The organism is Thermostilla marina, assembly GCF_054657455.1.
The window spans coordinates 2,165,451-2,189,947 of sequence record NZ_BAAHYR010000001.1 but is presented as its reverse complement, the minus strand read 5'-3'; the positions used below and the strand labels follow the sequence as shown (position 1 = coordinate 2,189,947).

Annotated in this window: 19 protein-coding genes; 7 read left to right on the top strand and 12 right to left on the bottom strand. The window is 58.3% G+C overall.

Features of this window, described 5'->3' with window-relative positions; all coding sequences use genetic code 11:
• Positions 1 to 208: 208 nt before the first annotated feature.
• Both ACYQ2I_RS08035 and ACYQ2I_RS08030 read left to right on the top strand, forming a co-directional pair.
• Positions 209 to 1,063 carry a pseudouridine synthase gene (locus ACYQ2I_RS08035; RefSeq protein ID WP_460166494.1) on the top strand — a complete coding sequence of 285 codons (855 nt, stop codon included), beginning with the start codon at positions 209 to 211 and terminating at the stop codon, positions 1,061 to 1,063.
• A gap of 39 nt (positions 1,064 to 1,102) precedes the next feature.
• Positions 1,103 to 1,990 carry a dihydroorotate dehydrogenase electron transfer subunit gene (locus ACYQ2I_RS08030; protein WP_460166493.1) on the top strand — a complete coding sequence of 296 codons (888 nt, stop codon included), beginning with the start codon at positions 1,103 to 1,105 and terminating at the stop codon, positions 1,988 to 1,990.
• Positions 1,991 to 2,089: 99 nt separating this feature from the next.
• On the opposite strand, the gene rpsT is transcribed toward ACYQ2I_RS08030, so the two are convergent.
• The gene (gene rpsT, locus ACYQ2I_RS08025) at positions 2,090 to 2,371 is read right to left on the bottom strand and encodes a 30S ribosomal protein S20 (RefSeq protein ID WP_460166492.1); all 282 of its coding nucleotides are present in this window, start codon (positions 2,369 to 2,371) and stop codon (positions 2,090 to 2,092) included.
• Between the two features lie 139 nt (positions 2,372 to 2,510).
• A complete protein-coding gene (locus ACYQ2I_RS08020; protein WP_460166491.1) occupies positions 2,511 to 4,040 on the bottom strand; it encodes a tetratricopeptide repeat protein in 1,530 nt (509 codons plus the stop codon).
• 379 nt (positions 4,041 to 4,419) lie between these two features.
• On the opposite strand from ACYQ2I_RS08020, the gene cobA reads away from it, so the two are divergent.
• On the top strand, positions 4,420 to 5,943 hold the full coding sequence (cobA, locus tag ACYQ2I_RS08015) for a uroporphyrinogen-III C-methyltransferase (protein WP_460166490.1): 1,524 nt from the start codon (positions 4,420 to 4,422) through the stop codon (positions 5,941 to 5,943).
• A gap of 83 nt (positions 5,944 to 6,026) precedes the next feature.
• On the opposite strand, the gene ACYQ2I_RS08010 is transcribed toward cobA, so the two are convergent.
• Positions 6,027 to 6,209, bottom strand: coding sequence for a hypothetical protein (locus ACYQ2I_RS08010; protein WP_460166489.1), 183 nt, complete (start codon positions 6,207 to 6,209; stop codon positions 6,027 to 6,029).
• 457 nt (positions 6,210 to 6,666) lie between these two features.
• Between ACYQ2I_RS08010 and ACYQ2I_RS08005 the strand changes: the two genes are divergently transcribed.
• From ACYQ2I_RS08005 to ACYQ2I_RS07995, 3 genes are all read left to right on the top strand, one after another.
• Positions 6,667 to 7,857, top strand: a complete 1,191-nt coding sequence (locus tag ACYQ2I_RS08005; protein WP_460166488.1) for an aminotransferase class V-fold PLP-dependent enzyme — start codon at positions 6,667 to 6,669, stop codon at positions 7,855 to 7,857.
• The gene (locus tag ACYQ2I_RS08000) at positions 7,854 to 8,579 is read left to right on the top strand and encodes a DUF502 domain-containing protein (protein ID WP_460166487.1); all 726 of its coding nucleotides are present in this window, start codon (positions 7,854 to 7,856) and stop codon (positions 8,577 to 8,579) included. The genes ACYQ2I_RS08005 and ACYQ2I_RS08000 overlap by 4 nt, the downstream gene beginning before the upstream one ends.
• 150 nt (positions 8,580 to 8,729) lie before the next feature.
• Entirely contained in the window at positions 8,730 to 10,118 is a 1,389-nt protein-coding gene (locus tag ACYQ2I_RS07995) for an alpha-L-fucosidase (RefSeq protein ID WP_460166486.1), read from the top strand.
• 99 nt (positions 10,119 to 10,217) lie between these two features.
• On the opposite strand, the gene purB is transcribed toward ACYQ2I_RS07995, so the two are convergent.
• The 7 genes from purB to ACYQ2I_RS07960 form a co-directional block, all read right to left on the bottom strand.
• Positions 10,218 to 11,660, bottom strand: a complete 1,443-nt coding sequence (purB, locus tag ACYQ2I_RS07990) for an adenylosuccinate lyase (RefSeq protein ID WP_460166485.1) — start codon at positions 11,658 to 11,660, stop codon at positions 10,218 to 10,220.
• An 80-nt stretch (positions 11,661 to 11,740) separates the two neighbouring features.
• Positions 11,741 to 13,150 carry an HD domain-containing protein gene (locus ACYQ2I_RS07985; protein WP_460166484.1) on the bottom strand — a complete coding sequence of 470 codons (1,410 nt, stop codon included), beginning with the start codon at positions 13,148 to 13,150 and terminating at the stop codon, positions 11,741 to 11,743.
• A 270-nt stretch (positions 13,151 to 13,420) separates the two neighbouring features.
• Entirely contained in the window at positions 13,421 to 14,782 is a 1,362-nt protein-coding gene (locus ACYQ2I_RS07980; protein WP_460166483.1) for a Gfo/Idh/MocA family protein, read from the bottom strand.
• A 74-nt stretch (positions 14,783 to 14,856) separates the two neighbouring features.
• A complete protein-coding gene (locus ACYQ2I_RS07975; RefSeq protein WP_460166482.1) occupies positions 14,857 to 15,729 on the bottom strand; it encodes a sugar phosphate isomerase/epimerase family protein in 873 nt (290 codons plus the stop codon).
• 68 nt (positions 15,730 to 15,797) lie between these two features.
• Positions 15,798 to 16,577 carry a ThuA domain-containing protein gene (locus ACYQ2I_RS07970; RefSeq protein WP_460166481.1) on the bottom strand — a complete coding sequence of 260 codons (780 nt, stop codon included), beginning with the start codon at positions 16,575 to 16,577 and terminating at the stop codon, positions 15,798 to 15,800.
• A 65-nt stretch (positions 16,578 to 16,642) separates the two neighbouring features.
• A complete protein-coding gene (locus ACYQ2I_RS07965) occupies positions 16,643 to 17,248 on the bottom strand; it encodes a TetR/AcrR family transcriptional regulator (RefSeq protein WP_460166480.1) in 606 nt (201 codons plus the stop codon).
• A gap of 263 nt (positions 17,249 to 17,511) precedes the next feature.
• Positions 17,512 to 21,375 carry an outer membrane protein assembly factor BamB family protein gene (locus ACYQ2I_RS07960; RefSeq protein ID WP_460166479.1) on the bottom strand — a complete coding sequence of 1,288 codons (3,864 nt, stop codon included), beginning with the start codon at positions 21,373 to 21,375 and terminating at the stop codon, positions 17,512 to 17,514.
• A gap of 293 nt (positions 21,376 to 21,668) precedes the next feature.
• Between ACYQ2I_RS07960 and ACYQ2I_RS07955 the strand changes: the two genes are divergently transcribed.
• Positions 21,669 to 22,430: an SGNH/GDSL hydrolase family protein gene (locus tag ACYQ2I_RS07955; protein WP_460166478.1), complete on the top strand. Its 762-nt coding sequence runs from the start codon at positions 21,669 to 21,671 to the stop codon at positions 22,428 to 22,430.
• Positions 22,431 to 22,505: 75 nt separating this feature from the next.
• On the opposite strand, the gene ACYQ2I_RS07950 is transcribed toward ACYQ2I_RS07955, so the two are convergent.
• Both ACYQ2I_RS07950 and ACYQ2I_RS07945 read right to left on the bottom strand, forming a co-directional pair.
• Positions 22,506 to 23,576 carry a protein arginine kinase gene (locus tag ACYQ2I_RS07950; RefSeq protein WP_460166477.1) on the bottom strand — a complete coding sequence of 357 codons (1,071 nt, stop codon included), beginning with the start codon at positions 23,574 to 23,576 and terminating at the stop codon, positions 22,506 to 22,508.
• A 123-nt stretch (positions 23,577 to 23,699) separates the two neighbouring features.
• The gene (locus ACYQ2I_RS07945; RefSeq protein WP_460166476.1) at positions 23,700 to 24,218 is read right to left on the bottom strand and encodes a UvrB/UvrC motif-containing protein; all 519 of its coding nucleotides are present in this window, start codon (positions 24,216 to 24,218) and stop codon (positions 23,700 to 23,702) included.
• Between the last annotated feature and the right edge of the window lie 279 nt (positions 24,219 to 24,497).

Here is a 24,497-nt window from a genome sequence, read left to right as displayed (position 1 = left end):
AACCGCTTCTGCCGCAGTCCCGGATCGCCTACCGTCTTGATGCTCGCACGGGTATGATCGATTTATTGCTCCGCGATCAAGGTGCCATCCCAAAGGCTGCTTTCATCAACCCTTAGGGATTTATTCTGCGTCTCCGCGGCTTCGTAGCCGCAGCCGAATGGGCACAACCCTCGCCTGTTCTCATCAAAATGCACGGACCCGACCAAACATGAAAAAAGCCGGTAAACGTCGAAAAACCCCGGTTTCCAAGACACGAAAGACCTCGGCCAAGCGGGACGGCCCCGCTCAGGGCGAACGTCTGCAAAAAGTGCTCGCCGCTGCCGGTCTGGGAAGTCGGCGACAATGCGAGGAGCTGATTACGACCGGTCGCGTCGAAGTCGACGGCAAAGTCGTCACAAAATTGGGCACCCGGGTAGATCCCACGCGACAAAAAATCCGCGTCGACGGAACGCCCGTCAAACAGCCGCAGCGGGTTTACTACATGGTAAACAAGCCGGACGGCGTCGTTTGCACATCGCGCGATCCCTCCGGCCGACCGCGGGTGATCGACATGGTCCCGGCCGATCGCCAACGGTTGTACACGATCGGCCGCCTCGACCTGCACAGTGAAGGCTTGATTTTGGTCACCAACGACGGCGAACTCACCCAACGGTTGACCCATCCTCGATTCGGAGTCCCCAAGACGTACGTTGTGCAAGTCGCAGGAACACCTGAACGCGAAGTGCTGGCGAAACTCAAACGCGGTATTCATCTTGCCGAGGGCATCGCCCGCGTCTCGCGCGTGCGGGTGCGAAAGCGTCACAAGCAAAGTACGATTCTCGAACTGGAGCTTCGAGAAGGAAAGAACCGAGAAATTCGGCGGATTCTCGCCCGCGTCGGCCACAAAGTCATGCGGCTGAAGCGAATCGCCGTGGGGCCGGTGCGTCTGGGCCGGTTGGCCGTCGGCCATTGGCGACCGCTTTCCAGCGAGGAGGTTGCGGCGCTACGAGCAGCCGCGGGGCTCACGCGAACAGAAAATCAACAAGGCGAGAAATCGCCCAAAGCCCCCCGAAAACGCCCCTGACAGCTTTTGGCAGCTCTTGCTTGAGCGAGGACAGCGACGGTGAACGAACACGCGGCCCATCATTGCACTTGCTTTGCCGATCAAGCCGAAGACCGCCTATGCGAGGTTGTCGATCATCGTAGTATCGGCGAAGCCATTTATCGGATTCGATTGCATTGGCCGACACTCGCCGACAAGGCGATTCCCGGGCAGTTCGTCATGTTGCGCCTTCCCCGGTCGACCGATCCATTGCTCGGTCGAGCGTTTGCAATTTATGACCTCGTCGAATCACCGGCCGGCGGCTGCGTCGACATCGTATATATGACCTTGGGCCGAATGACGGGCATGCTGCCGGATGTTCAGCCCGGCAGCACCCTCCGCGTATGGGGACCGCTGGGGAACGGGTTTCACCTGCCGTCGGCAAAGCACTTGGTTCTGGTCGCAGGCGGCATCGGCCACACCCCGTTCTTGACGTTGGCGAAGGCGGTCCTCGGCCGGGCCGAATACGCCGGTGGAAGCTACCAAGTCCCGCAGGTAGATTGCGTCACCTTGTGCTACGGCGCGCGTCGAGCCGCTCAATTGGCGAACATCGACGATTTCGAAGCGGTCGGTGTGCGCGTTCTCACGACCACCGACGACGGTTCTCGCGGCCGACAAGGAACGGCCGTCGATGCCTTGCGAGAACTGCTGGAACACGAGCAACGACTTCGAGAAGAAACGCTGGTCGTTTGTTGCGGCCCCAAAAAAATGATGCAGGCTGCGGCACGGCTTTGCCTCGACCGCGGTGTCCGTTGTTACCTCTCGCTCGAAACTCCGATGGCCTGCGGCATCGGTGCGTGCTTTAGCTGCGTCGTCAAAGTAAAAGACGGGGCTTCCGGCTGGGATTATCGTCGTGTGTGCGTCGAGGGACCTATCTTTGACGCAGCGACACTCGTTTTGGACGATTAGCCGCCAGAAAGCCCGACGGGCGCAATGAAAACGACGGACTCTTGCTGCGTGCGACAAAGCCCGCCGTTTGAAAATCGAAATCGGTGATCGGTACGGGCGTTACTCTTCGGCGGAGCCCTGCTTCGCCTTCTTGATCAACGCCGACAAACGCGATTTACGGCGAGAAATCGCATTCTTGTGGAACACACCTTTCGCGGCAGCCTGATCCATCTTCTTCACCGCGACGCGAAACAGCGTTTCGGCCTCTTCGATGTTTCCGGCAGCCACCGCTTCCCGCACCTTACGAATGTGCGTCCGCACGGTTCGCTTGATCATGCGATTCCGCGCTCGTCGGACGAGGTTCTGGCGGAGTCGTTTCTTGGCGCTCTTTGTGTTCGGCATCGTCTTCCGTGGTCCAATTACGGTACAAGGGGTGACGATCGCGCAACGTTCCATGGGGAACGCAAGCGACCGGACGGTTCATTCGGCACAGACGAGGCGTCGAAGCCTCGCTGAAAACCTCAGATTATGCCAGGGGCGGTCACGATTGTCCAGAGGGCAAGTCTTCTTCCTCGGGCAGAAGCACCTCCTCGGGCTCTTCCTCCGAGGCCTTGGCCGCACCTTGCTGCTCCATTTTTTCGGCAATCTTGTCGAGCAGCTGCGCCACCCCCTTGTAAGAAAAATCCATCGCCGCAAGCTGGTTGGCATATTTCTCGGCTACCGTCAGGTTGCCCATTCGATAGGCCAAAATGGCCGCCAGGTACAACGCGCGTTTCTTTGCCTCGCCCTCGCGGTCGGAAATCTCTTCGATCGCCTTTTCGTAGTGGCTCATCGCCAAGCGATATTGTTTGATTTTTTCGAAGCACTGGGCGAGACTCAACAGACACACCCCCTTGCGGCGGGGATCACCCATCGCCTGCTGATACTCGCGAATCGCCTCTTTGTACTTCCCGTTCAACTGATAGCGAACCGCCAACTCGTAACGGAACGTCAAGTTGTTTGGATAACGTTCGACTCGGCGAATATAGACTTCGAGTTCTTTCGCCCACAAACGACGCTGGGCCTCCGATACCTGCTTCTTGGCGGCCTCGTCGTTCGGATTTGCGCGTGCCCGATTTTCCGCAGCCGCCAGCTCATGCCGGTAACGTCGCAACTGAACGTCTTCCAACCGCTCGGCAACGTTGGGGTCGTTCGTCCGTTCGTAGGCCGCTTGCAACACGGCCTCGGCGTCATCGTAATTGTCGTTCCGCAAATGCAGCTCGGCCAATTCGACGTACAGGGCAACATTTTGCGGATTGCGGCGAATCTCTTCTTCGAGTTTGTCTTTTTTCGTAACGACGCCCCCGGCGGTCGTTCCACCGGCCGCCTCGATCAAACGTTTGGACTTCCCCGATTCCTGATCGAATTCCCCTTCTTCGATCGTCCGTCGGACAGCCAAGTCGGCAATCGCGCGTGACGCTTCCGCGTCGTTCGGCTTCAATTGCTCGACACGGTGCCAAAGGGCAATCGCCTGATCGTAGCTACCCAACTCGGCCAGCGTTCTCGCACAACGACGGCACAATTCGACGTCCTTTTGATTCGCGTCGAGAGCCTGACGCAAAAACGCCAGCCGGCTTTCTTGAAAACCGCACTGATCGCATGCGTCGGAAAGAGCCGTCAGGGCCGACGTATCCCACGGATTGATTTTGAGAATCTCTAAACCGGTTTTGATCGCGCCGACCCAATCCTTCTTCAGCATGGCTTTCTTGAGACTCGCCTTCAGCGGCATCGTCTTCAAGAAACCCAACGCAGCCCCTTTTTTGTTGTTGTTGTACTTTTTCTTGAGATTCCCCAAAAATGCCTGCACGTAGTACAGGTTCGACGGATCGCCGTTCACGCACTCGGTAAACAAGTCGGTCGCATAATCGAACTGATCCTGAGCGGCAATCCGGTTCCCGTGCTCGAACATCTGCTTGAGCCGCTTTCGCTTAGCATCGGAAAGCGGGGGGGGGAAATTCCCCTTGCGGCCGTCGGCTGCGGGTTGGACAGCTTCCTGCGTCTGTGCTTGATCTTGCGGATGATCGCTTGCCATGCTGGCCTCGAGAGTTCGAAAATCTAGCGCACCAGAAAAGACGAGAACGAGCCGTCACCGCCGCCCGACCGTCGACGGGCTTCTCCAGGCTCTAAAGTTTATTTTACTCCGGCAAAATACCAACTCAACCTTCCGCCATGGGGTTGGGACTGTATGTAGCAGTCTTCTCTGAAGAAAGCAACACTCGTGCGGTGTAGGTGCCGTTGCCCGTTTCCAGGTACAATCCATGAATGCCATCCACAATCCACAAGCCGGGCAGTCGACACCGATGCCCTTTGTTTCGCGCCCCGGCCAACAAAGCGGGATCGTTTACTGCCGGTGTCCAACCTAAAACCGACGGTCGTGCACGATGACATCTCCTGTCGAAGACAGTAGACCAATGCCCCCTCATCCTAAGGGAATCTTATACCTCGTCGGCGCGGGGCCGGGCGATCCGGGACTACTCACGTTGCGAGGCTTGCGTTGCCTTCAGCAGGCCGACTTGGTGCTTTACGACTATCTCGTCAACCCCGCGTTGCTGCGTCATGCCTCCGGTGCCGAAAAGATCGCACTAGGACATCACAGCGTTTCTCGATGCATGACGCAAGATGAAATCAATGCGATCATTCGTCAAGCGATCCACGAAGGCAAGAACGTCGTTCGTCTAAAAAGCGGCGACCCGTCAGTGTTCGGAAAATCGGCCGACGAAGCCGTGCTGCTACGATGTGAAGGAATCCCGATCGAGGTCGTTCCCGGCATCACGGCCGGGTTCGCAGTGGGCGCATTCGCCGGCATTCCGCTGACTCATGCCGAATGTGCCTCGGCGGTCGCGCTGGTAGCAGGCCAACAATCGACCACCCACGACGTTCATCCACTCGACTACCGCGTCTTGGCACAATTCCCCGGAACACTCATCGTGTACATGGGCGTGCGCTCGGCTGAAACGTGGAGCCGTGCCTTGATCGGCGCGGGCCGAGATCCCGCAACCCCCGTCGCCGTCGTCCACCGTTGTTCGTGGCCCAACCAATCAATCGTGCGAACCACCCTGTCGGAAGTCGCCGAAAAAATTCGCACGGAAAAGATCCGTCCTCCGGCGGTCATCGTTATCGGCGAAGCGGTCGGCCATATGTCGGATGCCCCCTTGCTCCAGAGAAGACCGCTCTTCGCACGCACCATTTTGGTGACGCGTCCCCGACATCAAAGCGACGACTTGATCGCCGCGTTCGAAGATCTGGGGGCTTGGGTGTTCGAGCAACCGGCGATTGACGTCGTTCCTCCGCCGGATTGGGCTCCGGTAGACGAAACCGTTGCCCACATCGATCGATTCGACTGGCTCGTTTTTTCGAGTGCCAACGGGGTGAACTATTTCCTCGGTCGTCTTTTGGAAATCGGCCGTGATGTCCGCTGCCTGGCCGGTCTTCGTATTGCTGCCATCGGTCCGGGAACGGCTGCGGCACTAGAACGCTTCGGACTCCACGCCGATCTCGTTCCAGCCACGTACCGGGCCGAAAATCTCGCCCAAGCCGTGGCCGATCGGCAGGGCAGGAGAGGACGCGCGTTACTCGTTCGGGCCAGCCGTGGTAGGGACACGTTGCCGACAATGCTGTCTTCTGCCGGCCTCGAAGTCGAACAGGTGGTCGCGTATCAAAGTGTCGATGTAACCGCTGCCGATCCCGAAGTGCTCCGTCTGCTCGAACTCGGCGCGATCGATTGGGTCACAGTCACCAGCTCGGCCATCGCACGATCCTTGGTCCGGTTGTTCGGAGAACGTCTCCGCGGCACGCGGCTGGCGGCGATCAGCCCTCTTACCGGCGAGGTGTTGCGGGAGCTCGGTTATCCACCGGCTGTCGAAGCTAGAACCTATACAATGGAGGGCCTCGTCGAGGCCGTGTTGGAAGCAGAAGCCCGCGAAGTGAAATCGTAAGCGCGGTTCCGGTCGCCTCTATCCACCACAATGCCGGGGCCGCTGAGAACAGGCGAATACGGTCGCTGCGGCCGAACGAATGCTTACCGTTGTTCGCGAAGTGTCTGGAAGCTCAAGAAACCGAGCATGCCGGCGGCCACGATGAAACCGATGTCGGCTAAAATGCTGGCCTTACCGAAGGGTAGCCCGATTGCAGCGTCCAAGCCGAACACCAACACCAAGACCGCCGCAATGACCAACCCGAAGACACAAAAGAATCTCGGCATGGGTGAAATCCTCGAAGTTGCCCGGGCTTCCCGAACCTCCGAAATTGACAGCGCACCAGCCATCCAAGGATAGCATAATTGCCCCCGACGTGCAGACACCCCTTCCGATTGGGGGATCGAACCGGAGAAAACGAAAAGACGAGTATTGCCGGATTTGCCGAAAATGGCAATGGTTGTTCGTCATCGACGCCAGCCCGCCGGTTGTCTCTACTGTACCATCGCCCCCGGAACGATGGAAACCGGAATTCCCCGGGAAACATCCACGCCGGCTCGTCCAGGGCATCGCCCCCGGCTCCGTCGTCCCTGTAAGGACGGACGTTTTCTTCACCGGGAAACTGCTATAATGCGTGTTGGCTGTTCGGGCGTTCTCGCCCTCGGCAACGATCCAGGTTGAAGACGCTTACCCCCCACTCATCTTTTGTCCGATCCGCAGCTTGCGGCCGGTCCGGAAGCAACGATGAACCAAGCGAATCATCATGCCCGCCTCCGTCGCTTTCGCGACGAAATGACCGTCGCCCGAAAATTTGCCTATTTCGATCACGCCGCCGTGGCCCCTCTCCCACAGCGGGCCGTGGAGGGGATCACTCGCTGGCTGCGTGAGGCACACGAGTGTGGCGACTTACACTGGCCGCGTTGGGCAGAGGAGGTCGAGGACCTGCGAGACGCCGCGGCACGGTTGATCGGCGCCGCACGAGACGAAATCGCCCTGATCCGAAACACCTCGCATGGAATCGGCTTGGTCGCCGAAGGGTTTCCTTGGAAACCGGGCGACAACGTCGTGATCCTGTCCGATGAGTTTCCTTCGAACGTGTATCCTTGGATGAATCTGGCCGATCGTGGCGTAGAAACGCGACTGGTTCCGCTCGACAACACGTTTTCGCTCGAACAGTTGCTCGAATCGTGCAATGAGCGTACGAGAATCGTGTCGATCAGTTGGGTCAATTATCTGACCGGTCGGCGACACGATCTGGGATCGATCGGCGAGGCACTCCATCGGCGCGGGATATTGTTCTTCGTCGACGCGATTCAAGGCTTGGGAGTCTTTCCGCTCGACGTCCACGACCTGCCCATCGACTTCCTGGCCTCCGACGGCCACAAGTGGATGCTGGGGCCCGAAGGCGCCGGCTTTTTCTACTGCAAGCAAGAGCATTTGGATCGTTTGCACCCAATCGGAGTCGGTTGGAACAGCGTCGTTCACGCCTTTCGTTTCGACCACCTCGAATACCGTTTAAAGCCGACAGCCGAGCGGTTCGAGGGCGGATCCCAAAATATGGTCGGCATGATCGGCCTCAAAGGCAGCCTCGGGCTGCTGCTGGAAGTCGGTATTGAACATATTCGCGATGCGGTGCTGGAGGCAACAGAAACCGCCTGCGAGGCACTGCGCCGCGTTGGAGCCGAAATCCTCAGCGATCGTTCACCCGAAGTTGCCTCAGGAATCGTGGCGTTTCGGTTTCCCGATTGCGACCACCAACGTTTGCGGGCATCTTGTCTGGCGGAGGGGGTCGTCTTGAGTTGTCGCGGGCCGGGATTGCGAATCAGCCCCCACGGCTATTGCACGAAAGAGGATATCGAACGTCTTGTCGAAGTCCTGCAACGAGCAATTGCTTGCGACGATTCTCCTACCGGTTCACCGGGTGTGATCGAATGAGCAACATCCAAGGGAGCGACCACATGCGGTTCATACGCTGGATTTGGGAAAAAGGCATTCTTTCGACGTTCTTGACGGGACTTCTCACCTTGCTGCCGTTGATCATCACGGCAGCCTTGATCGGTTGGGTCGCATCGTTCCTCATGGGCATCTTCGGCCCCGACAAACCTGTGGGCAAAGCGATTCGCAGCCTGGGTATGCAGTTCGTCGACAACACGACCTTGGCCACGCTCATCGGTTTTCTGTTCGTGGTGGCCTTGATTTGGGGCGTCGGTGTTTACAGCAAATGGATTGCCCGCAACCAGGTAAGCGCCGCGTTGAAGTCGCTCGCCGATCGTCTGCCGGTGGTCAACAGCGTGTATGGAACCGCCGTGCAGTTCGTCAACCTGTTGCAGAAAGACAAGGAGAGCGAGCTCAGCGGGATGAGCGTGGTTTTCTGTTCGTTCGGCAGCGAGCAGAATTGCGGCTTTCTGGCTTTGTTGGCGTGCCCCGAGCGATTTCGAATTTGTGACCGGGACTACCTGGTCGTCTACGTACCGACGTCGCCTGTACCGATGTCGGGCGGTGTGATGTTTGTTCCCGCCGAACAAGTCCATACCGTCGATATGACAGCCGAACAGTTGATGCGGATTTACCTAACGATGGGCGTCACGGCCGGCGAGGCCATGCCCGACTCGCTCAAAGCGACTTCCGGGAAGATCGAATCACCGGCGCCGAGCTGAACCATTCGCCCTCAAAATGCCCAAGCACGGCATCGTGGTTCCTACTAAGAAATGTTGGATTCTGCTTGCGCTCGCAAATACGCTGGACGGCAAGTCGGCTGATCGCAAGCTGGATTCATATCGTCAAGATCGCTTCAAGGAGTCTCAGCGATGAGAAATCTCTTCCAAAAATCTATGGCGGCTTTGGTTGTCGCGTTGTTGTCGGCTTCGGCCGTCCATGCCGAGTTACCGCCCATCCCACACGAAACGCCCGAACAACGTGATGCACGGATGGCGTGGTGGCGCGAGGCTCGCTTCGGCATGTTCATCCATTGGGGCTTGTACGCCATCCCGGCCGGAGAGTGGAAAGGCCGCAAGATCAACGGAATCGGCGAGTGGATCATGGATCGCGCCAACATCCCTGTCGAAGAATACGAGCAATTGGCCAAACAGTTCAATCCGGTGAAATACGATCCTGCGGAGTGGGTGCGCATCGCCAAAGATGCGGGCATGAAGTACATCGTCATCACGTCGAAACATCACGACGGTTTCTGTCTGTTCGATTCAAAAGTGACGGATTACGACGTCGTCGATGCTACGCCGTACGGGAAGGACCTGCTCCGCCCGCTGGCCGAGGAATGCCGCAAGCAGGGTCTCCACTTCTGCACATACTACTCGATCATGGACTGGCATCACCCGGCCCAATACCGAGGAAGCGAAAACCGTTACAACCCGACTCGAATCCACGAAGGGCGGGAACGCGAATACATCGACTACGTAAAGGCCCAACTGAAAGAACTGCTGGAAAGCTGCGATCCCGACGTTTTGTGGTTCGACGGGGAATGGCCCTCATGGTACACCGAGGCCCACGGCCGCGAGATCTACGCCTATTTGCGAGAACTGAAGCCGAGCATCATCGTCAACAACCGCGTCGGCAAGGGCCGCAAGGGCATGGAAGGCCTCAACCGCGGCGACCAGGAATACGTCGGCGACTTCGGTACCCCTGAACAACAGATTCCCGCCACCGGCTTGCCCGGTGTCGACTGGGAATCGTGCATGACGATGAACAACACATGGGGCTACAAACGCGACGACCACAATTGGAAGTCGACCGAAACCCTCATCCGCAACCTGATCGACATCGCGTCGAAGGGAGGCAACTACCTGTTGAACGTCGGCCCGACGGCCGAAGGCGAGATTCCTCCCGCCTCGGTGGAACGCCTCCAAGGTATGGGGCGCTGGATGAAGGTCAACGGTGAATCGATTTACGGAACTCAGGCAAGCCCGTTCGCCAAGACACCGTGGGGACGCTGTACTCAGAAGAAAATCGGCGACGACACGCGGCTTTACCTGCATATTTTCGACTGGCCCGCTTCGGGCAAGCTCGAAGTCCCGCTGGGCAACAAAGCGTTACGAGCGGTCCTGCTCGCCGACGGTAGTGAGCTGAACGTCGCCGCGGGCAACGACGGTATCACGATCACACTGCCTCGCCGGGCTCCCGATCCGATCGCCTCGGTCATTGCCCTTGAAATCGAAGGTGAACCGAAGGTGATCGAGTAATCGTCGCCGCTTGATTGACGAAAAAACACGGCGGGCTGTCCTTCCAGGGGAAAGGCGGCCCGCCGTTTTCTTGTCGAGCAATCTCCGGTTCATCACACCTCACACGTGCACGTCGGCCGAAACCTCGTCCAAATCGGCGTACCGTGCCCGGATCGGATTGATCACTTCTTGCAAGAATTCATCGACTTGCTCCGGCGCCCGCCCCACGAATCGGCGTACGTCCAACGCCCCGCGGACATCTACGCCGGCGAACGCCGGGTCGTTCTCCAATCGTTCCAACAGATCGTTGGGCTTACCATGTTGTTTGACCTCAGCGGCCGCCGCCTGGCTGTGCCGCCGGATGACCTCGTGCAGCTCCTGGCGATCGCCGCCCTTTTCGACGGCCGCCATCATGATGTTCTCGGTCGCCATGAAGGGCAGCTCTTCGGCAAGATTCTTCTCGATCACCTTCGGATAGACTACCGTTCCACGCAACACGTTCAGGCAAAGAATCAACACGGCGTCGATCGCCAAGAACGCCTGCGGAATGACAAGACGCCGATTGGCACTATCGTCCAACGTGCGCTCCAACCATTGCACGGCGTGCGTCATCGAAGCGCTCGAAACGAGCGACATGACGAAGCGTGCCAATGCACAAATCCGTTCGCTACGCATCGGATTGCGCTTGTAAGCCATCGCCGAAGAACCGATTTGGTCTTTTTCGAATGGTTCTTCGACTTCCTTGCGATGGGCCAACAACCGGATGTCGGTCGCCATCTTGTGGGCGCTCTCGGCGATTTGCGACAATAACGCCAAAACTTGCGAATCGACTTTGCGGCTATACGTCTGACCGGTCACGGCGTAACTGTTGTCGAAGCCTATCTTGCGACACACCAGTTCTTCGAGCCGGCGTACTTTTTCGTGATCGCCGTGGAACAACGCCAGGAAGCTGGCTTGCGTGCCGGTAGTCCCTTTGACGCTCCTTGCCCGCAGCGATTGCAAACGATGCTCGGCTTCCTCCAGATCGAGGACGAAATCATACGCCCACAAACAAGCCCGTTTGCCGATCGTAGTCGGTTGGGCGGGCTGAAAATGCGTAAATCCCAAACACGCCAAATCACGATACTCGGCGGCCAAGGATCCCAATGCATCGATCACCGCCGCGAGGCGCCGACAAACCAACGACAAGGCTTCTTTGATCAAAATCAGATCGGTGTTATCGGTAACGAAGCAACTCGTCGCCCCGAGATGAATAATCCCGCGTGCATTGGGACATTGATCTCCGTACGCGTGCACATGCGCCATCACGTCGTGACGCAGTCGCCGCTCATGTTGCGCCGCAGCCTCGAAGTCGATGTCGTCGGCATGGGCCTTGAGTTCCTCGATTTGCTCCTTCGTGATGGGCAAACCAAGTTCGGCTTCCGACTCGGCCAAGGCGATCCACAGGCGACGCCACGTGCGAAACTTACGCCGCGCACTCCACAGCCCGGCCATTTCACGCGACGCGTAGCGGGTGATCAACGGATTTTCGTATACGTCGTACTTGTCGGTCTTGTCGGTCATGTCGTCTCCAGGAATCTTTTTTTCAACGTCCTTTTCCCGGGGAAACGTACCTGTATCCGCTTACGGGATGCGTCACTTCGTCACATATTCGTGTCGTCGTCCGCCCGTCCGCCGCCGATCAGGTCGTCCATCGCCTGCGCAATCTCGCGGCGATAGCGTGTATCCTTGGCGTAAATGCGGCACAAACGGCAGCTCACCGGAATCTGGCGGAACAGTTCGCGATCGTCGAGGCTCTCGATCGTCTCCTTGGACGGATCATAAAGAAAGTTCTGCCCTCCTGCCGGAGCCCGCGTGCCGGGACGGTGAACGTGCCGCGGCGGATCGAATCGTAATTCCATGTTCTTCAGGTGTGCAGGCAAGCGACTTCGAACGGCCGCTTCGAACAGCTCTTCGCTGCTGAAGACGCTCATATCTTCACTTTTTTCACGTCCGAAGAAAATCGCCCGCTCACAAACCATTTTCCATTCGATGTTTCGTTGGACGAGCTCCTGCCACGCTTCACCGATTGCCCGTGTCCGAGGATCGGGCGCCCGCCGCCACTCCCGAATTCGGCTCCACAACGACGATTCGGTGAATTCGAGATATTCGTCCAGATTCTCGAGCGGGTTACCGGGAAACAGCAAATCGGCCCCGTCGCGGAAAAGGTCCTGCAATGCCAAGTCGATCGCACGAACCGTCCTATGAAAATAGATCGTCCGAAACAGCTCCGCCCTCACCGAGATGAACCGCACCAACGACGACAGTCCTCGCTCGTGGATGGTCAATCCCTTTGGAGAAAAAAAGCTGTAATGCAACAGGCGTTCGAGATCGAATGCGCGATGACTGTAGCCGGTCATGTAAGCATCGCGGAGCACAAAATCCATATTGTCGACAGTATAAAGACCGCAGAAAAGCGACCGCAGCATTCGCAGCCATGCGGGAATCTCGGGCTCATCCGCCCGCGGCCTGACGATCAGAAGGGCAACGTGTTCCGGATCGAGCGTTTCGCCATCGGCCAGTTCGCTGTACGGATTGCGTCGGATCCCTCGCAACAAGTGCCCCAGTTCTCGACGAATGATCTCAGCCCCTAGCGTTTCGTGGGTCAAGTCGTAACGTGCAAGGTAGTGCCGGTCGAAAAAGTGCCCGAACGGACCGTGGCCGACGTCGTGCAACAGCGCCGCCATGCGCATCAGCGATTCGACGTAACCGCGACTGGGGCAATCGGGAACAGCCTTGGCCAACGACGCGTAGAGGCAATCGACCGCTCGGCTCGCCAAATGCATCGCCCCCAGTACGTGCTGAAACCGCGTATGCTCGGCCGATGGAAACACCCACCATGCCGTTTGCAACTGGTGAATGTGCCGTAGTCGTTGCACCCAGGGGTGATCGATGATTTGCTGCTCGGCAGTCTCGCCTTCCGGTACGCCCGAATTCGCCGTAAAGCGGATGTAGCCGTGGATCGGATCGTAACTGAGACTGATCCCTTTGAACAAATCCGAGGCATACGACATGGCAGTCTGCGGCTCCTCGTTCTCCTCAGGATGACGCGGTGGTGTTCGGTACGTCGGCCGACTTCTCCGGCCCGCGGCCCGGTCGCATCGCCCACGCCTCCGGGCGGGGCCGAACAGGTGTCGATTCTACTCGAACCGGTGCCGACAGGGCAGGGCAGGGCGAGGAGCCACGCATACCGTCCTACAAAGAAAGCCGGGCACACCACGTGCCCGGCCTTTTTGATGTCATGCCACCTCTCGGAAGCGGTCGATCGAGTTGCCGCTGTCGGGTCAGGTCCTCGGCCGTCGCGGACCGGCCAACCAGTCGAGCGTCGTCACCCCCGGAATCGGCAGCGGATAGTTGCCGTCCGGCCCCGGCACGGTAGGCGGTTCGATCTCGAAACTTGCATCCTCGGGTGACGGCTTGTACTCGAAATCGAGTTGTTCGACTTCGGCATACGTCATCGGCTTACCGGTATACGCCGCCAATTGTCCCAAGACGGTCACCATCGTACTCTTGGCCATGTAATCACCGGCGTTGATCGGCTCATTCTTTCGGATGGCGTCGAACAAGACGTCGTGCTCGGTCTGATACGGATTGTTGCGCGGCCCCGAGTATTCCCAATTCGTCTCGCCCTCGATTCGGCTCCGGCCGAGATAACACACTCCCTTCGTGCCCATGATGATGTCGCTGCCGTTGCCGTAGGTGCCGTTTTGCGTGCGACACATTGCGTACACCCGCGCGCCGCTCTCGTACTCGTAGACGACTGTGTGATGATCGAACATGTCGCCGTACTTGGTACCGAACGAGGTGGCTCGACCGGCCAACGAGAAACACCATTTGGGCGTTTCGCCCTGCAAAGCCCACGTCATACGGTCCATGTTATGAACGAGCGATTGCGGGACGTCATCGCCCGACAACCAGCAGAAATGGTACCAGTTGTAAAAGTGATATTGCACCTCGCTCAAGCGCGGCTCGCGGTCGTAGACGCGATACGGCCCGCGCAGGAACATCGACTGGGTAGCCACGATGTCGCCGATGATCCCATCGTGAATGCGCTTCATCGTTTCTTGCCAAGCCAGGCTATACCGGCTTTGCAAGCCCGATTGAATGCTCAAACCTTTTGCCTTGGCCAGCTCGCACACCTTGGCCATGCGTCGGACGCCCGTCGGGTCGATCCCGTGCGGTTTTTCGACGAACACATGCTTGCCCGCCTGGATCGCCGCTTCGGCGTACATGGGATGAAACTTCGATGCGCACGCGATCAGCACGACGTCACTCGCCTCGATGACGTGCCGATACCCGTCGAAGCTCGTGAATTTGTGATCGTCGTCGACGGCGACTTGATCGGGCTTGGCTTTGCGGATATTCGCGAGCGACGCTTCGAGACGTTCGGGAAATACGTCGCACATGGCGACAAGCCGCACGTCCTCACCCGTATTCAACGCGTTGACAGCGGCCCCCGAGCAACGCGAACCGCATCCGATCATGCCGATTCGGATGACATCGCTCCCTTGAGCGTGCGCGCTGCGATCCAACGACAATCCGGCAGCCACTCCGACCCCGATTGCCCCCGCACGCGTGCCCCTCTTGAGGAACTCGCGGCGATCGACCCCGGACGAGCCCTTTCGTTCGGCAGGATTCTTCGACATGGCAGATCTCCAGGTAGGAAGGACGAAGAAGGAGGACACTCACGACTTGCACGCGCCGGCGCGCGTCCGACGGTTTACTCTTTCTCCTCAGGAATACCTAGTTCGGCAAGCGTATTGCGAAGCCAAGTGAGCGATTTTTCGATCATCGGCCCGCCCGCTCCTTCGCATTCCATGCTGAGCACGCCCTGGTAGCCGTGATCGCGCAAGATTTCCAACACGCGACGAATGTTCGCCGCGTTGACGCCATCCCCGATGGAACAATGGCTGACTGCGATTCCGGTTTCTTCACCGCGCACCGCGGCGGCCAGCGATTCACTCACATCTTTGACGTGGACGTGATTCACGCGATCCTTGAAACGCTCGGCGAACGCAACCGGTTCTTGTCCGGCGATGAACGAGTTCCCCGTATCGAGATTCAGCCGAAGGTACGGAGAATCCACGAAATCGAGCATCTCGGCCAAACGATCCGGATTGGTCGTAAAATAACCGTGAACCTCGATATTGACGGTAATCTCGTAGGCTTCGGCCGTTTCGATGATCTGTTCGTAACTGCGTTTCATCAGGACCATGGCCTCGTCGTCGTCCAATCCCGGCGGCTTGTGCAAACCGTCGGTCGTTGCCACGCGGGAACAACCGGCCAGCTTCGCCCACGGAATTGCCTTCAGCACATACGGCACCCCGTACAAGGGCCCATCTTTACCCGAAAGAGGAAACGCGGCATCGATCTGCGAGAACCGCACGCCGTACGATTCCATCTTTCGCCGCAAGAGGACGGGATCTTCATATAATGCCACATGGGGTTGATAGCCCAATCCGTGAATCCAGCTCACGCCGTCGATGACACCGCATTCAATGAAGTGAACGTCGTGTTCCTGCGCCCACTGGAGACACCTCTCGAAATTCCAATACGAAGAATTGAACGCATCCGTGTGAAATCCGATCTTCATTGCTTCACCCCACCGGTTCGCTCAACAATACTCAGAACCGCGTTCTCAACGCCGAGCACGCTCGTCTTCTACGGATCCAGACCGACCGTCCACGCTGTTCCGCGGCGAAACAACTCCGCCACCTCGGGAACAGACAAAGCCTTCACATCGTGCCCCAACGGTGAATGAAACACTCGGCCTTTTCCATATTCGAGAACGAAGGCCATCGGATACGCCTTGCCGTCGACTCTCGATGTTGCACTTGCCAGGACGTGAATCGGTGTCTTTCCCGCCAGGCAGGTATACAGTTCGTCGACCGTCTCGAAGTCCTTCATTCCTCGCACGATCGGATGATCGCCATCGACAATGCGGACGACAAACGGCCCGTGCGGATCGTGGCCTCGCAGTTGCGGATCCCACACGCGTCCTGCCAAACGCTCGAAGCGGGGCCACTCTTGAAAGGCACCGCAGGCGAAATGCACGAGCACTAAACCGCCGCCGTCGGCAACGAATCGCTCCAGATTTTCTTGAGCTTTGGGGCCCGGCTCCTCCGGATCGTAGTTCTTGAAATGAAGCACGACGCCGTCAAAGCGTCCCAAGTCTTCGCTCGCGAGGGCGGTCGTTTTCCAGGCGATTTCAACCTGCAACCGCTTGTCGTCGCCGATCGCTTTCGCCAACACAGGGGCCGTCTCTTGCCACTTGTGCCCGGGATAATCTTCACCGGTTACAAGCAGAATTCGCTTCACGCCCGTCGCTTCCCCGACCGGCGAATCAGGCGAACCGTTGAACTCGGCGGTTGCAACACCGGTGATACTGCTCCAAAAAATCAGCAGCACCCACCAGCGAACAAGACCACCTCGCCCCGCCATACGAAACTCGTTCACAACTCGACTTGTCTTCGACATATCCCTCGGTTCTCTTCGGTTGGCGGTGGTTACGCTGTGACCGAAACAGCTTTTCCGGCGCATATTCGAAACAACGATTCCACCAGCCTTGCTTGCTCATCGGCATCGGCCAGATAGGTTTCGAATCCGGCCCTCAACTTGATCCCCTCCATGGCGGCCAACATCACATCGACCGCCAGTCGGGGATCGACGACGTCGAACGCACGGCTTTCCTTCCCGGCGACGACGATCCCGACGTAAAACTCGCGCACCGCATCGTAGAATTGGGCCCAACTTCGTCGAAACGCCTCGTCCTTTTGCGAAAGGGTCATGATCTCGGTCGTGAACACGCGGTTTTGCCGATTGGCAACGCATTCCCGCACCGAATACACCAGAACCGCCCGCAGGCGTTCCGCCGGATCGGACCGGGTGGCAGCCTCTTGCTGTACCGCCTGGAGATAACGGCGGTAATAGTACGAACAAGCCGCAAGAATGATGTCGCGTTTGCTCGTGAAATGACTGTAGAAACTCCCCTTGGTCACACCCGCCTGGGCGGCGATCCGATCGATCGTAACGTCGTCGACCCCATGGCGCGAAAAGAGCTCGAACGCCGCCTCCGTCAACCGCATCGGCATTTTCGGCGCTTGTCGCGGCACGATGCCGGTTCCTCCTCATTACAGTCACGCTATGGGCTTAGCAAACGACCATAACATACTAGCCGGTATCTATCGCGTCAAGCATTTTTCTGCAAACAAACGTGCATGCGTAATTCACCCAAGATGCTGAAACACGCTGAGGCCCTTTTTGTCAACAAAAACAGTCCCACAAGTACGTTTTCATTACCGAATCAACCACAAAAAACCGGGAAGGATGCCCCTTCCCGGTATCGGATTGGAACGACGTGCGGATTACCGTCCGATCAACGTTTCGGCTTGATGCAAAGAAGGGTTCCTTGCTGGGTCGAAAGCCACAGGCACCCGTCGGTTGCAATCATCCCGTCGAAGGTCGGCGTTGCCGGGAGTTCCCATTGGCCGAGGAGCTCTCCCGTCTGGGGCGAGACGGCACCGAGGTACGAGGCTTTCCGCCCCTCGAAGGCCGCCTCCTGCTCCCGCAGCGTGGCCGGAACGGGACGACTCGGATCCGAAACCTCTTTGTACAATTCCTCCTCGTTGATCAGGTCGACCGGCCCGGCTACGTACAACGCGTCGCCGGTCAACACCATCGCCCGCGCGAAGAACGGAAGATCCGCAATCCACTCGTGCGGTACGCGGTAACCGGGAACAGCTTCTTCACCACCGCTGAACACCAATGCTTCACCAAACTTGCCTTCGGCAAACTGCGGATCGGCAGCATCGCACGCATTCTTAGCCGGCGATGCGTCTTGAACCTTCCCATCATCGAAGCTCAATGCCAAGACGGCCGAATCGATCGGCGCGGCAGAGTCGCCCGAGGCATGCGAGGCGACGTCGGCAGGCGACAGTGCTTCATGGTAAATACGCACTTCGTCGATCACTCCATCGAAAGGCGAGGCCCCTGTGTAGTCGCCGACGAGCGATCGATCATCGCGCCCGATCGAAATCCCTTCCATTGGGGCTTTCGCAAGCAACTGCGGTGCCTCGGCACGTCCCGACGGGGCACCGTCGACGAACAACCGGACGTTTCCTTCGGCGGTTACGACACCGGCCACATGGTGCCATTGCTTGAGATCAAGTCGTTTTCCCGCCACCTTGACCGTCGCCTGAGGGCCCCAGCGCAATTGAAATACCGGCCGGCCTTTGTCGAGATACAGCACATATCCCAGATTTCCGCCGCCGTGCGCCAGCACAACGCCGGTTTCTCGACTCGGGCGAATCCAGGCTTCGACCGTCAATGCCGTATTCGCCGGACTCAGGGCTTCGGACGGTGCAATCTCGAGGACCGTCTTGCCCGAAGGTTGTTCCGCTTTCTCCAGCCCCGGTTTGGGCGCTGCGAACAGTTGGTGTTCGATGGGGGTCGTCCATCGATAGTATTTCGGTTTCCGCCCATATCCGAACACCTGGTCGTCGCCGAGCACGAGAATCCTTCCGGCCGGTACGGCCATCCCCGCTCGGAAGTAGCCTTGCCAACCGCTGATGAAGTCGCTGCCGTAGATCCAATAGGTTCGATGCCACCACGTGTCGTCGGTGAACCCGGTCGGTGAGAACAAGTGCACGCGGTCGGGCCGCACGAACGGTTCGGGGGCTCCCGCATCGGCATTGCCGCTGGTCGGCATTTTCTCCAGCGGCAGACGATTTCCCTCGAAATCGAAGGCTGCCGAAAGCATGTACAACAACTTGCCGTCGGTCGACATGATATCGGGCATCGCCGCGGGCATATTCAACCAGCTCACGAATTCCTGAACCTCTTTTCCGGTCGCGGGATCTCGTGCATCGTATTGCTTCTCGGCGATCAGTTCCCCGGATTCGGGGTCGAGAATGAGGAACCGCATGCCGTCGTCCAAAAACAACGACCTTCCGGCAACGGTGTACAACCGATCGTTGTGAATCAATACGCTTCCGTGTACCGGCCAGACCGATTCCACCTGCTCCCAAGCGACCATGCGTTGATCGACGGGCGCGGCACGGAAACGCCAAATCAACGCTCCGTCATCGGCTCGTAAACAATAGACGTAGCCGTCCCGGCAACCGAACAGAACGCGGCCCCGATAGAGCGTCGGGGGAGAATCGATCCGCCCGCCGGTCGTATACTGCCAACGAACTTCACCGGATTGTTGATCCACTGCATAAAGAACATGGCGATCGACGGCCGCAACGTAAACGAGCCCGTTACCGACCACCGGCGGCGTCAGCTTCCCGGTACCAAGCTTCGCCTCCCAGGCAACGTCGATTCCGCCGTCGATACCGACCTTCGCCGACGTCCTGCCGCTCCGCTCACCGTCATGCCGATAGGTCGGCCATTCCGCCCTGACGTCTCCGGCGGGCGTCCAGTCGTAGGCTTCGCCTTTTTCCAATCGCGGCACATTCCTCGCCCACCCGGGCACGCGTTCACCCTTGGCAGGTGCCACCGCATTGAATCCGGAAAGCTTCGATTCGAGATAACACGCGCAAGGGTGTTGCGGTGCGTACAACATACCGTTGGCCGGCATCACACCGTACAAACACGCACCGCGAACCCAGTCGTTGATATCCCAACTGTGTTTTTCGATGTCGATGAACTCGGTCCCCGTTCGGGAAGTCAACAAGTAGTTTTCCGTGGCTTTTCCCCGGTAACACCGGTGGTGAAACCAATACGTGTCGACATCGGGCGGAAAAGCGACCTTGATTTCGCCGCTAAGCGGATCGCGACCGGTAAAGACGCCGACCGCGCGTCCGCTGGTCGTCTCGCCGGTCCACACCAGCCCTTTGGCCACAAAAAGATCCTCGGCCGACCGGTAGCCGGAAGGCGGATGCGGGGCCTGCCACAAGACGCGCCCGTCCTCCAGAGACAAGGCCGTCATCGTATCTTTGCCCGACATATACCAGGAACCGGTCTGGACGCCGGCGGTTTCTCCCCCCGAAAACAACACGACGTTGTCGTACAACACGAGCGTGGGGGCGTAGAACGACTGAATCACTTCGGCTCGTTCGATCGGCTGCGATCTCCACACGACTTCGCCGGTATCGCGATTCAGACACACGACCGACTTGCCGTCGTGAAACAGTACGCGGGCGTCACCCACCGTCAACGTCACGGGCAACACCGGTGAATCGACGGCCCAAAGCACATTCCCCGATTCGGAATCGACCGCCATGATCCGACGCGGGGTATCTTGCCAATAGAACTGATTCCGCGCAGCGGGCGCCAACGAGGTAAGCGTCGGTCGATCCCGCACGATCACCAGGTACAGAACCCCATCGCGTAAGAGAATCTCTTCGGCCCCCTCGGTATCGGCATACGTTCGCACAGTTTTGCCTGTGGCCGCGTCGAGCATCGACACCGGACCGTCGAAAGAGAGCGTGACGAACACACGGTCTCCCTGGGCCACCAACCGCCGAGGCAGATTGGCCGGACCATTCTTCAACGGCCACAAATGGGGTGCCCACTTATCGATCGGCTTCTTCCACAATACGACCCCGCTGAACGCATCTCGGGCTACCAGTTGCCAGCGAGGCGGCAGCAAGATCGAGACCGGCAAGGCTTCGTCGACAATCGAAAAGACACGTTCTTCGGTCGCGACAACCGCGCTGACGCTCGACATTCGATCGTGGTGTCGCGAATAACGCGGGCTTCCCACCCACTGATACCGCCGGGGCGGCGCCACCACCGAATCTTTCGACACGGCATTGTTCGTCGGATCATGCAGATAATGCGTCCAAACATCCAGGCTCGCCGGCCGCGGTTTCACTGTGATCGTCCCGTTGTCATGAACAACCACCCCCAACGGCCGAGCCACGCGCAGTGCCTCGTCGGAACGAACAGAAAAGGACGACCGCAAAATCACCGCCGCGGCGACATCGTCGATGATGGGCAAATGTTGGCCGTCGAAGCGATCAACTGCGACGGTACCGTACAATCCCGCTTCCGCCACGAGCTCGCGTGCGGTTGCCACCTTCTTCGCGTCCGTATCGAACACCTGGATCAGACGCCCTCCTTCGGCGGCAAGTCGGATGACCGATTCGATATCGCCAGCCCCCACTTGGACAACGAGGCCGGCAGGCAAATCGGCCGATCCGCGAGTTTCGGCGGCTGCTACGAACCGTCCGCCGACCGAGAAACCCGCCCAGCAGAGCACACCAATGAGGCAACCGACCCAATATCGATACATCGCGGTCCTCCGACACTCTCCACCGCCTGAAAGCACTGGCCGAAACATCTGCGTCACACTCCTTTTTCTGATCAGGACGCTTCGTCGCTACCACAATCCGATCCACGGCCCCGCTTCACCGGTGCGACACACAAACATTCACGCCCGCTTCATTGTGTCTGCTCGGTGCGAAAATGCAACAAATTGGGCAGCGAAGCGTCATCTTCTCGCAGAACACTTGCACGAGCACGCCCCACCGATCTACGATAGCGTCGTTGGATTTTCACCGCTGTGTCCCCTCGGAGTCAGTCGTCATGCGAGCCTGCATTTCTCCCTCTTTCCGAACGCTGAATCTCGCCGTTGCTTCCGTCCTTTGCTTGACTCTCCTTGCCGATTTGTCCCAAGGACAAACGCGCCGGCAGAATCCCCAGCCTCCCAAAAACCGCGCACTGGCCCAAATCGAGGACGATCCGAAGTTACCGCGGGTCCTCTTGCTGGGCGATTCCATCTCGATCGGCTATACGCTCGCCGTGCGAGAAGAGCTGAAGGGTGAAGCCAACGTTCATCGTCCGTCCGAAAACTGCCAGTCGACCGCCTTCGGATTGGAACGACTCGACGCTTGGCTCGGCGACGCCCCTTGGGATGTCATCCACTTCAACTTCGGGCTGCACGATCTGAAGTATATCGATGAACAACGACGACTGGTCGATGTCGCCGAGGGAAAACAACAGGTCCCGATCCAAGAATATCGGAAGAATCTGGAAGCGATCGTCGAGCGATTGGAAAAGACGGGCGCCGCGTTGATTTGGTGCAGCACGACACCGGTTCCGGAAAATTCACTCGGACGCGTCAAGGGCGATGCCGCTCGGTACAACGCCGTCGCGGCGGAAATCATGAAAAAGCATGGGATTGCGATCGACGATTTGTATCAGTTCGTAATCGATGAAAAGATTCCGCCGGTACGTCCCGGAAACGTGCATTTCTCCCCGGAATCGTCCAAGAAACTAGCCAAGCACGTTGCCGATTCGATCCGGCGAGCCTTGGCCGCTCGCAAATCAGAAAAAACCGCCGACTAACGCTCGGCAACCAGAGACGATGCAATTCCATTCGCCGAGGCAAGGCAACTCGGCGGAAGGGCGGCATTTTGGGGGCTATACGGCACCCTCACCGGCCAGGTGCTTGCGGAGGAAGTTCGCCCGCTCAATGTTTCGATCGGCGCTGTCGAGTTCCTGACCGTACACCTTCTGCAAGTGGGCCGGCTGTGTCTGTAAAAACAAGTCGTTGATCGTCGGGATGTCGTACTTGTCGATCAATCCCAAGGCAATCCCCATTCGCACGCTGGAAAGCAGATGCATCGTCTCTTCGGAAGAAATCGTCTTCGCCGTACACAGAATCCCAAGCGCCCGACTTACGCGATCTTGAAGACTCTCTTCGTTTTGTTCCATCAGGAACTCACGAGCCTTCGTTTCGTAAGTGATGATCGTCGGAATGACGTCTCCCACCTTGTCCAGTAATTCCTGCTCGGAGGCCCCCAGCGTCACTTGGTTGCTCACCTGGTAAAAGTCACCCATCGCCTGCGATCCTTCGCCGTACAATCCGCGAACGACCAAATCGATTTTTTGCAAAGAACGCAGGATTTGTTCCATATTGCGCGCGATCACGACAGCGGGTAAGTGCATCATCACGCTCACCCGCATCCCCGTCCCTACGTTCGTCGGACAAGCCGTAAGGAAACCCAGCTCGTCGTCGAACGCGTAAGTGAGCCCGGATTCCAATATGTCGTCGATCTGCGCTGCGAGTTCCCACGCAGCGGCCAAATTCAGCCCGCTTTGCATCACCTGGATGCGAATATGGTCCTCCTCGTTGACCATGATGCTGAACCGCTCGTCATGGTCGATGATCACCGCCCGCGGGCCTTTCATCTCGGCCAGTTCGCGACTGATCAGGTGACGCTCAACGAGGAACTGGCGATCGAGCTCCGAAAGCTCCTCGACATCGACACAGAAAACACGATCGCCCAATTCGCTGGCCGAAACGGTCTCGACCACGCGATCGCGAATCTGTTTACGATCGACTTCAGATGCGCGCGAAACAAACGCGTAGTCGGCTAAGTTTCGCGCTAGACGAATACGAGTGGATACGACGATGACCGATTCCGGACCTTCACCGCGCAGCCATTCACCGCGTCGAAACACCAAGTCGTCGAGTGTCACCTTCGTCATCCGTCGTCATCACTTCCGAGATAAGGATCCAAGCTCGATGACGTCGAAAATCGCCGTCACCGGTGTGGAAAACGACTGCAATACCGTACCGGCACCGGCGTTTTCCCACGACGTCGCAACGCGTCAGCCTTCCTGCTCGATCTCGCGAATTCGATCGCGAATCTCAGACGCCCGCTCGTACTCCTCACGTTGAACCGCCTCTTGCATCTCCCGCCTCAACCGGATCAACTCGGATCGTCTTCTGGACCCTTCCGCGCCGCGTCGCGGCACTTTACCCGTGTGCCGCGTTTCCCCGTGAATGTTGAGAATCAATGCTTCGAGTTGTTCACGAAAGGCCTGGTAATCGTGCGGGCAACCTAACCGTCCCTGGTTTCGGAACTTGAAGAAGGAAATGCCGCAATAGGGGCATGTCTGCTCGTCCAGACGTTGCATCTCTTCGGCAGCTTGCCCCACCGCCATTTGTTTCACGATGTGTTGGGCCAATCCTTCGACCGCCGCAGCGGCCGACGGTTCCATCGGCCCCGATTTTTGACTCAAATATGCCTGAGCGTGCTTTTCACACAGATGAATTTCGGTCGGCTTGTCGCCGGTCAACTCGGTGATGTGGTACGTTGCCGGCCGTTCGCATTGCTGACACTTCATGGTACGCCGATCCCACGATTGGGGTGTTGTCGTCGGTTCTGTAGACGCTGATTGCGTCTGTCGTCGTCTCTCCGGGCGACGGGGCACCGCCGAGGTGCAACCTGAACGCCGACGGAATGCTCGCCCGCAACCCTGAAAGGCGAAAGACCGGTCCCAACTGCAATTTCCCGGCCGAGAACACATGGATTCTATCACCAAGCCTACCCCTGTCAACATGAACTGAAACAGCCTTCAATGCGAGTCGGCAGCGGTGATATGTCGGTTTTTTGCACATCGTCT

Coding starts and splice junctions, on each gene's coding strand:
- ACYQ2I_RS07955 (WP_460166478.1), top strand. CDS start 21,669: ATGCGAGCCTGCATTTCTCCCTCTTTCCGAACGCTGAATCTCGCCGTT.
- purB (WP_460166485.1), bottom strand. CDS start 11,660: ATGACCGACAAGACCGACAAGTACGACGTATACGAAAATCCGTTGATC.
- ACYQ2I_RS07960 (WP_460166479.1), bottom strand. CDS start 21,375: ATGTATCGATATTGGGTCGGTTGCCTCATTGGTGTGCTCTGCTGGGCG.
- cobA (WP_460166490.1), top strand. CDS start 4,420: ATGCCCCCTCATCCTAAGGGAATCTTATACCTCGTCGGCGCGGGGCCG.
- ACYQ2I_RS08000 (WP_460166487.1), top strand. CDS start 7,854: ATGAGCAACATCCAAGGGAGCGACCACATGCGGTTCATACGCTGGATT.
- ACYQ2I_RS08005 (WP_460166488.1), top strand. CDS start 6,667: ATGAACCAAGCGAATCATCATGCCCGCCTCCGTCGCTTTCGCGACGAA.
- ACYQ2I_RS07970 (WP_460166481.1), bottom strand. CDS start 16,577: ATGGCGGGGCGAGGTGGTCTTGTTCGCTGGTGGGTGCTGCTGATTTTT.
- ACYQ2I_RS07950 (WP_460166477.1), bottom strand. CDS start 23,576: ATGACGAAGGTGACACTCGACGACTTGGTGTTTCGACGCGGTGAATGG.
- ACYQ2I_RS07995 (WP_460166486.1), top strand. CDS start 8,730: ATGAGAAATCTCTTCCAAAAATCTATGGCGGCTTTGGTTGTCGCGTTG.
- ACYQ2I_RS07945 (WP_460166476.1), bottom strand. CDS start 24,218: ATGAAGTGTCAGCAATGCGAACGGCCGGCAACGTACCACATCACCGAG.
- ACYQ2I_RS07980 (WP_460166483.1), bottom strand. CDS start 14,782: ATGTCGAAGAATCCTGCCGAACGAAAGGGCTCGTCCGGGGTCGATCGC.
- ACYQ2I_RS08035 (WP_460166494.1), top strand. CDS start 209: ATGAAAAAAGCCGGTAAACGTCGAAAAACCCCGGTTTCCAAGACACGA.
- ACYQ2I_RS08010 (WP_460166489.1), bottom strand. CDS start 6,209: ATGCCGAGATTCTTTTGTGTCTTCGGGTTGGTCATTGCGGCGGTCTTG.
- ACYQ2I_RS08020 (WP_460166491.1), bottom strand. CDS start 4,040: ATGGCAAGCGATCATCCGCAAGATCAAGCACAGACGCAGGAAGCTGTC.
- rpsT (WP_460166492.1), bottom strand. CDS start 2,371: ATGCCGAACACAAAGAGCGCCAAGAAACGACTCCGCCAGAACCTCGTC.
- ACYQ2I_RS07975 (WP_460166482.1), bottom strand. CDS start 15,729: ATGAAGATCGGATTTCACACGGATGCGTTCAATTCTTCGTATTGGAAT.
- ACYQ2I_RS07985 (WP_460166484.1), bottom strand. CDS start 13,150: ATGTCGTATGCCTCGGATTTGTTCAAAGGGATCAGTCTCAGTTACGAT.